Origin of the sequence: Paenirhodobacter sp., assembly GCF_050177655.1 — a bacterium.
Lineage (GTDB): Bacteria > Pseudomonadota > Alphaproteobacteria > Rhodobacterales > Rhodobacteraceae > Rhodobacter.
The window spans coordinates 57,092-66,612 of record NZ_JBFXGV010000001.1 but is presented as its reverse complement, the minus strand read 5'-3'; the positions used below and the strand labels follow the sequence as shown (position 1 = coordinate 66,612).

Sequence of the window (9,521 nt, the reverse complement as noted above, 5' to 3'; positions counted from 1 at the left end):
CGAGGGGATCGGGATGGCGACGACCTATATCGACCAGTTCTATGTGATGGATCCGGCGAACCCGCCGGCCGCCGGGACGTTGCTCGATCCGGTGCAGCTCGAGATCACCGATCGCAACAATGACGACTGGCTCAGCACCGGCGCGCGCGATCGCATCGACGGGCAGAAGATCAACCAGGTCTGGGTGAACGACACGATCACCGTGACCGGGCTGAACGGCGTCACCCATACGATCACCGGCGTGACCTTCTACCTCGCCGACGGGCGCGCCGTGTTCACCCCGACCGACGGCTCGATCCTGCATAACGCGAGCTTCGTGAGTTCGAGCTATGTCACCTCGGCGACGCAGACGCCGGTGAGCAGCCTGGGCCCGCCCTGTTTCGTCGCCGGCACGCGGATCCTCACGCCCGCGGGCGAGCGGCCGGTGGAGTGGCTGCGCCCGGGCGACGAGGTGGTGACGCAGGACGCCGGCGCGCGGCCGATCCTCTGGGTCGGAAGCCGGAGTGTGGCCGGAACCGGCGCGGGGGCTCCGGTGCGTTTTGCGCCCGGGGCGGTCGGCAACCGGCGCGCGCTTCTGGTCTCGCAGCAGCACCGGATGCTGGTCACCGGCTGGCAGGCGGAACTGCATTGCGGCGCTTCGGAGGTGCTGGTGGCCGCGAAACATCTGGTGAATGGCACGACGATCCGGCTGATGCCCTGCGCGACGGTGAGCTATCATCACCTGATGCTCGACGCGCATCACCTGCTGACGGCGGAGGGCGCCGCGAGCGAGAGCTTCTTTCCCGGCGACACCATTCTCGAGGGGGATCGGCGCCTAGCCGCCGAGATCGCCGCGGTGAGCCGCGCGCTTGGCCCCGGCAATTGCCCGCAGCGCTGGCAGACCGCCCGAAAAGTCGCGCGCGGCGCCGAGTTGTCCTGCGTCGCGGCTTGACCATCGGGGCCCGCGCATGACTTATACCGGCATGGCGGCACGCAAGAAGACCACGAAGAAACCCCGGGCAGGCGACGCGCTGATCGGCGCGATGCGCTGGCCCTTTGCGCTGGTCGGGCGATGGCTGGCGCGGATCGCGCTTGGCGTGATCGCGGCCTATCTCGCGCTCATCGTGGTCTATGATTTCCTCAATCCGCCCACCACCTGGACGATCTTTTCCGAGGGGCGCAGGCTCGGCGGCGTCGATCAGGAATGGACCGCGATCGAGGATATCTCCCCGGTGATGATGCGCTCGGTCGTCGCGGCGGAGGATGCGAATTTCTGCCGCCACTGGGGGTTCGACATGAAGGCGATCCGCCAGGCGATGGATGCCGGCGGCGAGCGCGGCGCCTCGACGATCACCCAGCAGGTGGTGAAGAACGTCTTCCTCTGGCAGGGGCGAAGCTGGCTGCGCAAGGCGATGGAGGCGGCGCTGACCCCGGCGGTCGAGGCGCTCTGGACGAAACGGCGGATCCTCGAGATCTATCTCAACGTGGCGGAATTCGACGAGGGGGTGTTCGGCGTGAACGCCGCCGCCTTCCGCTATTTCCGCACCACGCCCGACAAGCTGTCGCCGCGGCAGGCGGCGCTGCTCGCCGCGGTGCTGCCCGACCCGAAGGGGCGCTCGGCCTCGAAACCCTCGGCCTTCGTGTCGCGCCGTGCCACGGCGATTGCGGACGGGGCCGAAACGATCCGCGTCGACGGGCGCGCGGCCTGCTTCGAATAGTCCGCCGCGACCGCCGCATTCTCGTACCAATCGCATGGCACAAGCGAGTCGCCGGTGCGGCGGATGACCGCCGCGTCGCCGCTTGGGCTGGACGCAGCGGGGAATTTACACGACAATGTGAGGAGCCCGCCAGAGGACCGGATCGGTGAAGTTGAAGGGGATTGCGCCATTGATCATTGCAGCCGCCTGCAGCGGCCCGGCCCAGGCACAGCCCTCCGTGTGGCTGTCCTGCCTGCCGGAAACGCCGCAAAGCGCCCGGATCTGCGCGCAGCTTCAGGATGTGCTGGCGGAGCAGGCGCCCGGCCTGCAGATCGTCGCGCGGCCCGCGACCGAAGCACCCTCGGCGGCGGTGTCGGCGCTGCGGCTGCATCTGGACAGCCTGCGCGCAGACGGGATCTCGGCGCATCTCGAATGGCACCGCCCCGGAGCCGGCTGGCAGACCGGTGAGAGCCTGTCGATGGATGTCATGGACAGGACATTGAACGATGCGATGGTCGCGCGCTTCCTCGGCCAGCTCTGGGAGCGCACGGCGCCGGAGATCTGAATGAAATTTGATGTTTTCCTGATTGGAGAGGTTCAGCGATGACTGGAATCCCTACTTATTCCGAAGCGGAGACGACGACCGTCTATGCCGCCCTGACCGAAACCACGGATGCACCGGCGAGCACCTCCACCTCCTATCGCATGAGTGTCGGAGACACGTTCTCGGGCACGATCGGATCGACGGGGGACGAGGATTGGGTGCGGGTCTATCTCCAGGCCGGGCACAGCTATGTCATCGACGAGCAGGGCAGCCCGAGCGGCGTCGGCACGCTCAGCGACCCCTATCTCCATCTCTACAACAGCTCGGGCAACCAGATCGCCTACAATGACGACGGCGGCGACGGTCTCGAATCGCAGATCACCATCACCGTCTCGGAGAGCGGGTATTACTACATCGGCGCTTCGGCCTATGGTTCGAGTACCGGCAGCTATCTGGTCAGCGTGACGGAAGCGGCGGCGCCGGATGCGCCGGCCTCGCTCGATACGCTCGCCGATTACCTCGTCAATGGGTACTGGCAGGACAATGGCTCCACCGCACGTCGGTTCGACACTTCGAGCTCGAATGTCATCACCGTCGACATCCACAATCTGACGGCTGCGGGGCAACAGCTCGCGCGCTGGGCGCTCGATGCCTGGGCCTCGGTCGCCGATGTCGTCTTCGTCGAGACCACCGGCACGGCGATGATCGAATTCGACGACGCCGACACCGGCGCCTATTCGACCTCGAGCTATTCCGGCGGCTTCATCACCAGCTCGAGCGTGAATATCGGTCTCGACTGGCTGAACAGCTACGGCACCACGATCGACAGCTATTCCTTCCAGAGCTACGTGCACGAGATCGGCCATGCGCTCGGCCTCGGGCATCAGGGCGATTACAACGGCAGCGCCACCTATGGCGTGGACGAGACCTTCTCCAACGACAGCTGGCAGGTCTCGATCATGTCCTATTTCAGCCAGACGGATAACACCTCGATCATCGCCTCCGAGGCCTTCGACGTGACGCCGATGATGGCGGATATCATCGCGATCCAGTCGATGTATGGCGCCTCGGACGGCAATGCCGGCAACACCACCTATTTCGGCAATTCCAACGTCAGCGGCTACATGTCCGAGGTCTATGCGGCGATCGCCACCGGGACGACGAATTCCGACATCGGCAGCAATGACGTCGCGCTGACGATCTACGACAGCGGCGGGCGCGACACGATCGACGTGAGCTTCTCGAGCGCGAACCAGGTGCTCAACCTCAACCCGACCCGATATTCGGACATCGACGGGCTGATCGGCAATCTCGGCATCGCGCGCGGCACGGTGATCGAGAACGGCATCACCGGAAGCGGCGACGACCGGATCATCGGCAACGGCGCGCGCAACCTTCTCAATGCGGGTTCGGGCAACGACTACATCGCCGGTGGCAACGGCAGTGACACATTGCTCGGCGGCAACGGCGACGACACGCTGGTGGGCGGCAATGGCGATGACAGCCTGCGCGGCGGCAATGGCAGCGATGTGCTGAGCGATGTCGACGGTTCGAACAGGTTCGACGGCGGCGCGGGCTCGGACACGATGACCGGCGGCGCCGGCGACGACGTGATGATCGGCGGCGGCGACGATGCGACGAGCGGTGATCGCAGCGACCGGATCAGCGGCGAGGACGGCTCCGATTCAATCGTTGGCGGCTATGGCAACGATGTGATCCGTGGCGGCAACGACAATGACACGATCTACGGTGGGCTCGGCAAAGACAGAATCTTTGGCGACAGCGGAAACGACCGGCTTTATGGGGGGACCAACACCGATGTCATCAACGGCGGCGCCGGGAATGACATCATCTATGGGCAAAGCGGCAACGACAGTCTCACAGGAGGGAGCGGCGCGGATCGCTTTGTTCATTCCGGCCTTGCGAGCGATGGAACGGATTGGATCACGGACTATTCTGGCGCGCAGCACGACGTCCTGATCCTGCGGACGGGAAACATCAACGATATTCAGGTCGAATGGGTGAACAACGGCGGTGATGCCGGTGTGCTGGATGCAAACATCGTCAACGGGGCGACCGGGGATGTTCTCTGGTGCGTTCTGGATGCTGCGGATCAAGACCATCTTTATCTGAATGTCGGATCCACGACCTACGATCTTGCCCTGTAGTCGAGATGAACCTCTTCCGCCCCGCGAGCACGGGGCGGAAGGCGCTGCCGACATCTTCCTGTCAGGCAGGGGTGTCGGCGAAGTCCTCTTCATCCGCTGATGCGGTAAGGGACTGAACCCTCAGCTTGTCCAGTGCCGCGGCAATGGGCTCGACGCCAGCTTTAAGGGCCGACAGCCGCGTCGCGGAATTTGCGGCGAGCCATTCAAGCTCTTCCGGCTTCAGATTGCGCAGATCGTCGGCCGATCGAATCAGCTCGTCGGCCGGCGAGGAATCGCGCAGACGCATGTCCAGGCCGATGCGATCCTGTGCATAGGCAAGATCTTCTTCTTCGCAGATCACCACTGAACGTGTCATCTCGTCGCTTAGCTGGAACTTGCTTCCCGGCAGTGTCGAGAGCTTGTCAAAAAGCCCGCGGTCACCGTTTCGCGCAGCGGGGTTCACCTGCCGGTAGGCGTAAAGCAGTCTGACCGCCGGGAGGCTCAGGCGTTCGTTCGAACGCACAACCCCAGCCGGGTCGAAGTCGATCTCGAACGTTTTACAAAAGTCCTGTACGACACACCCGTTGTGCAGTGCGCTGCGGCTGAACGGCTTCAACAGCACGTTGCGACGCGAGAAGCGTCGCTCGAAATGTACGAAGCGACGCTTGTATCGGACATCGATCGTGGGCTTGTCCAGGGTGACGAGACTGGACTTGAGCTTCTCCTGAAAAGCGCTGTCCACATAATCGGGCATATTGCGCAGATAGGCGACGATCTGGATGTTCCGCCGATAGATCTCGAGCATGTCGAAGAGCTTGTCGGAAGCGACCCGCGGAAGAATGCCGATGATTTCCGCGGAAACGATCGGCACCGCCCGCCCCAGAGCATTGAGCGAGCGCGTCATTGCCACAAAGGACCGGCGCCGCTGGCGTTCTGCGATGAGCCGTTGCTTCGCGTTTTCGTCCTGCAGGCCCGCGTTCCAGAATATATGGCGTATCGTATTGGAATTATTTGGCTTTTCGAAGGCCAAATACTTGAAGTTCGGGTCTTTCAGATTCGCCGCGAGCGAATCCTGTACCGCCGACGTTCCCGACTTGTGCATGCCGACGTGAACGATCATGCGCTCTGCTACAGGTTTCATATTGCGCCTCTCCAGAGCCGGCGACGACGACCGAGCTCTCTGTTTTTGCGCGTCCAATCTACGATATGCCTTGGAGTGACGCAAAGGGTATCCCCGGGCCTCCTGGATATTGTGACGGAAACAGGTGGTCGGAGGGGCGATGCCGAGGCGGAAACGGGCAGTGATTTCTGCGCTTGCAATGACAGAATGCGAAGGCAATAGTCAGGGCAAGTGTACGACTGTGTAAGTCCATTCCGTTCTATAAAGGGGCCAATGTTCGTAGCCAGTTTCCATTGGCTGCGGCGTGCCCCATGCCAAAGACCTAGAGAAACGAGCCGATCATGCCCTCGACCCCATCCATTCTCATCATCGGAAACAGTCACATTGAATGTTTGATTGCCGCGGCCAAGACCCCCGGCTTCGAGAATGTCGGCTTTGTTAACCTCAAACAGGTCAACAAGCGGGAGGACGCCTCCGATTCCGATGTTGTTTCCTTTGTCGAGGCAAATACTCCGATGAAGGCGCCGGATGTGGTCTGCCTGTGCATCAAGGGAAATCAGCACAATATTTTCGGGATTGTCGAAAGCCCGAAGCCGTTCTCTCTCGGCGATGCGGAGGTGGGCGCCATCCCTCCGCTTGAGGGGAAGCGCGCGTTCATTCCGTTCGGAGCGATGGTCGAGAATTTCGAAATGCTGAGTAGCCCATCTCATATCGAGGCGGTTTTTGCAGCATTCCCCGCGGCACGACGGCTGTATCTGAACGCGCCGCCGCCGATTTCGAGCTGGGAGCATATTGTCGCACATCCAGAGTTGTTTTCCTCGCGCATTCACCTCGGCCCGGCGCCGAAAGCATTGCGGATGCAACTATATCGTGCCCAGACCTTGGCGCTCAGGAATATTGCGGCGCGGTGCAAGGCGACCTTCGTTGAGCCGGTCGCGGAGGCTCTGGATCAAGAGGGCTTCCTCGCCGAGCGATTCTACGGGCTGGATCCGACGCACGCGAATGCCGCATACGGTGCAATCATGCTGAAGGCGCTGACGATGGAAGCTCAGGACATGCTTGCGATGGGAGAGGCCAAATGAAACATCCCTATGCTGGTCTGCCGGACAGACAGTTCTGGAAGAAAGATCCGGGGATCGAGGATCCCGCGCTGCTCGATCCGGTCTCCGACGTTCCGTTCAAGATCCAGCAGAGCGACAAGATCGTGACGGCGGGGAGCTGCTTCGCACAGCATGTTGCGCGGCACATGTCGAAATCGGGCTTCAACCATTTCATCACGGAGCGGGCCCATCCGATCATCCGCCCCGCGGTTGCGCGCAAGCTCAACTATGGCATGTTCTCGGCGCGCTATGGCAATGTCTACACCGCGCGCCAGCTGCTGCAGCTGTTGCAACGCGCCTATGGCCAGTTCACGCCGATGGTGCAGTCTTGGCGTGCGCCGCGCGGAACCGGGGTCGTCGATCCGTTCCGCCCGCAGATCCAGCCCGGCGGCTATCTGAGCGCGGCGGAGCTCGAGGTGGATCGCGAGCAGCATCTGCGCGCCGTGCGCCGTGCGATCGAACAGATGGACATCTTCGTCTTCACCCTCGGCCTCACCGAAGGCTGGGCGGATCGCCGCGATGGTGCGGTCTATCCGATCGCGCCGGGCGTCGCGGGCGGCACCTATGATCCGGAGACGGTGCAATTCGTCAATTTCGACGAGGCGGAGACCTATGCCGATCTGCATGCCGCGCTGAGCTTCATCCGCGCGAAGAACCCGAAGGTGAAGATCATCCTGACGGTGTCGCCGGTGCCGCTCAATGCGACCTACGAGCCGCGCCATGTGCTGGTTTCGACCACCTGGTCGAAAGCGGTGCTGCGGATCGCGGCGGAGAAGGCGACGAAGACGCTGAAGGATTGCGCCTATTTCCCCTCCTACGAGATCATCACCAGCCCGCATGCGCGCGGCCGCTACTATGCGCCCGACCGCCGCGAGATCACCGAGCGCGGCGTGACCCATGTGATGACGCTGTTCAAGAAGCACTTCACCGACAGCGAGGTCGCTCCGGTTCCGCGGCCGAAGCGGCCGGTGAACGAGGCGCGTCGGCACATGCAGGAAATGCAGCGCAAGATCGACGTGCTCTGCGACGAGGCGGCGATCAACAACGAGAGCTGAGAATGACCGGGGTCGGGGGCTGGATCAGCCCCCGAAGACCTTGTCCCAGCATTCCATCGACTGGTCATAGATCATCTGGTCGAGATCATTGGCCGCCTGGAACGCCTTGAGCACATCGGGCGAGACATCCGAGGGCGAGACCTTCTCGCCATGCAGGATCTCCTGCAACTCGTTGCGCCGTTCAAGCTCCGCCGGCTCGCGATCGACGAAGGCGCGCTGCAGTTGCAGCACGTAGGGGTCGATGCGATCGAGCGGCGCGAGGCCGACGAAATGCCGCGAGACCGCGCCCTTCACCGCCTCGATGTCGTTGTTGAAGCCACAGAGCCACTGCGCCTGCAGGTTGCGCTGCTCGGTGCGCTGGCGGATGTAGGTGTCGACATCCGGGGCCGAGGCGTAGAATTCCGCGTTCAGCGGATGACGGCTCGACCGCATGTAGTTGTAATCGGAGATCGCCCGGGCGAGCGGATCGCGCACGATCGACATGATCAGCAGCGGTTTCGTCGAGACGATCGGGCCGAAGAAGATCTCGCGGAAGCGGATGTGACCGGTGGTGAAGCGCGGGGTGCGCCCCCCCTGGATCGTCTTCTTCCAGGTCGGGCCGCCGGCGTTCCACGGCAGATGCAGCGGATCCTCGAAGCAGCGCTTGAACAGCGCGAGGAAGGACACGCCTGCCGTCTTCGGAATATGCAGGTGAATGAGCTTGTAATGGTCGTTGGCCGCGGGGCCGCGATCGGCAAGGCGGAGGAGACGTTCGTTTGCTTCGGTAAACATGATCATTCTCTTGGTTTTCCGACCCCTATCGAATTTCTTGGAAAGTTCCAAATGAAATCCGGGAGGGGGATTGGGCCTGTCGGCCTCTGCGCCGGGCCGTGGCGAGGGGCATTCAGCTGCTCTTCTTGCGCTTCTCCTCGGCGCGCTGGGCCAGTTCGCGGCCGAGCAGCGTGGACATCCACTGCGCCGTGCGCTGCAGCCCCTCGTAAAGCGAGGTCTTCGCGCTCCAGCCGAGTTCCCGCTGGGCGAGCGAGCTGTCGAGCACGCTGACGCGCACGTCGGTCGGGCGACCGGGAAGGAAGCGCACATCGGCGGAAAAACCGATCGTCTCCTCGATCCCCTTGAGGATCTCGATCACGCTCAGCCCCTTGCCGTAGCCGATGTTGAACACCGGTTCCTTGCCACGATAGCGCAGCGCCGCGAGGATCGCCTCGCAGACGTCGCCGACATAGAGATAATCGCGCACCGCCGAGCCGTCGCCCCAGATCTCGATCGGCATGTCGTTGAGCGCGCGCCAGAGGAAGGTGGCGACCACGCCCTGACCGTCGGAATAGGACTGATACTCGCCGAAGGGGTTCGACACCCGCAGGATCGTCGAGTCGATGTCGTAGAGCCGCGAGAACATCGCGATGTATTTCTCGATCGCGAGCTTGGTGATCCCGTAGGAGGATTTCGGCTCGGTCGGGTGGGTCTCCTTGATCGGCACATAGACCGGGTCGCCATAGACGGTGCCGCCCGAGGAGATGAAGACGAATTTCACGCCCTTGCGCGCGGCCAGCTTCTCGAGCAGGCGGATGTTGCCGATCAGGTTCGAGGAGATGTCGAAGGGGATATTGGCGTTGGAGGAGGCCGGTTTCGTCGTGGTGCCGAGCTGCACCACCGAGCCGACATTCTCGAGCACCCGGTCGAGCGTGCCGATGTCGAGCATGTCGCCCTTGACCCATTCGACCAGCGGGTGTTCGACCTTGATCTCGCCCGAGCGGGTCAGCGCACGCACGGCGATGCCGCTCTCGGCCAGCTTGAGCACGAGGTTGCGACCGATGAACCCGGATGCGCCAATCACAAGGCAGGGTGACAAGCTCGTCTCGTTCACGTCAGTCTCCAGCAT

The 9,521-nt window shown here is 62.9% G+C and carries 9 protein-coding genes; 6 read left to right on the top strand and 3 right to left on the bottom strand.

Features of this window, described 5'->3' with window-relative positions; genetic code table 11:
- Nucleotides 1-13: 13 nt before the first annotated feature.
- The 4 genes from AB7U46_RS00305 to AB7U46_RS00290 all read left to right on the top strand — a co-directional run bounded on the left by AB7U46_RS00305 (nt 14) and on the right by AB7U46_RS00290 (nt 4,388).
- Nucleotides 14-931 (top strand): Hint domain-containing protein, encoded by a 918-nt coding sequence (locus AB7U46_RS00305; RefSeq protein ID WP_428334927.1) that lies wholly within the window; start codon nt 14-16, stop codon nt 929-931.
- 16 nt (nt 932-947) lie between these two features.
- Nucleotides 948-1,697 carry a monofunctional biosynthetic peptidoglycan transglycosylase gene (gene mtgA / locus AB7U46_RS00300; protein ID WP_428334926.1) on the top strand — a complete coding sequence of 250 codons (750 nt, stop codon included), beginning with the start codon at nt 948-950 and terminating at the stop codon, nt 1,695-1,697.
- 217 nt (nt 1,698-1,914) lie between these two features.
- Nucleotides 1,915-2,241 carry a hypothetical protein gene (locus AB7U46_RS00295; protein ID WP_428334925.1) on the top strand — a complete coding sequence of 109 codons (327 nt, stop codon included), beginning with the start codon at nt 1,915-1,917 and terminating at the stop codon, nt 2,239-2,241.
- Nucleotides 2,242-2,279: 38 nt separating this feature from the next.
- On the top strand, nt 2,280-4,388 hold the full coding sequence (locus AB7U46_RS00290) for a M10 family metallopeptidase (protein ID WP_428334924.1): 2,109 nt from the start codon (nt 2,280-2,282) through the stop codon (nt 4,386-4,388).
- A 61-nt stretch (nt 4,389-4,449) separates the two neighbouring features.
- Here AB7U46_RS00290 and AB7U46_RS00285 read toward each other — a convergent pair whose 3' ends face one another.
- The gene (locus AB7U46_RS00285; protein WP_428334923.1) at nt 4,450-5,487 is read right to left on the bottom strand and encodes a hypothetical protein; all 1,038 of its coding nucleotides are present in this window, start codon (nt 5,485-5,487) and stop codon (nt 4,450-4,452) included.
- A gap of 341 nt (nt 5,488-5,828) precedes the next feature.
- On the opposite strand from AB7U46_RS00285, the gene AB7U46_RS00280 reads away from it, so the two are divergent.
- Together AB7U46_RS00280 and AB7U46_RS00275 are read left to right on the top strand one after the other, a co-directional pair.
- A complete protein-coding gene (locus AB7U46_RS00280) occupies nt 5,829-6,569 on the top strand; it encodes a hypothetical protein (RefSeq protein ID WP_428334922.1) in 741 nt (246 codons plus the stop codon).
- Entirely contained in the window at nt 6,566-7,642 is a 1,077-nt protein-coding gene (locus AB7U46_RS00275; RefSeq protein ID WP_428334921.1) for a GSCFA domain-containing protein, read from the top strand. Before AB7U46_RS00280 ends, AB7U46_RS00275 begins: the two co-directional genes overlap by 4 nt.
- 24 nt (nt 7,643-7,666) lie before the next feature.
- Here the strand turns inward: AB7U46_RS00275 and AB7U46_RS00270 are convergent, their stop codons facing one another.
- On the bottom strand, nt 7,667-8,413 hold the full coding sequence (locus tag AB7U46_RS00270; protein WP_428334920.1) for a hypothetical protein: 747 nt from the start codon (nt 8,411-8,413) through the stop codon (nt 7,667-7,669).
- A gap of 112 nt (nt 8,414-8,525) precedes the next feature.
- Nucleotides 8,526-9,521, bottom strand: coding sequence for an NAD-dependent epimerase/dehydratase family protein (locus AB7U46_RS00265; RefSeq protein WP_428334919.1), 996 nt, complete (start codon nt 9,519-9,521; stop codon nt 8,526-8,528).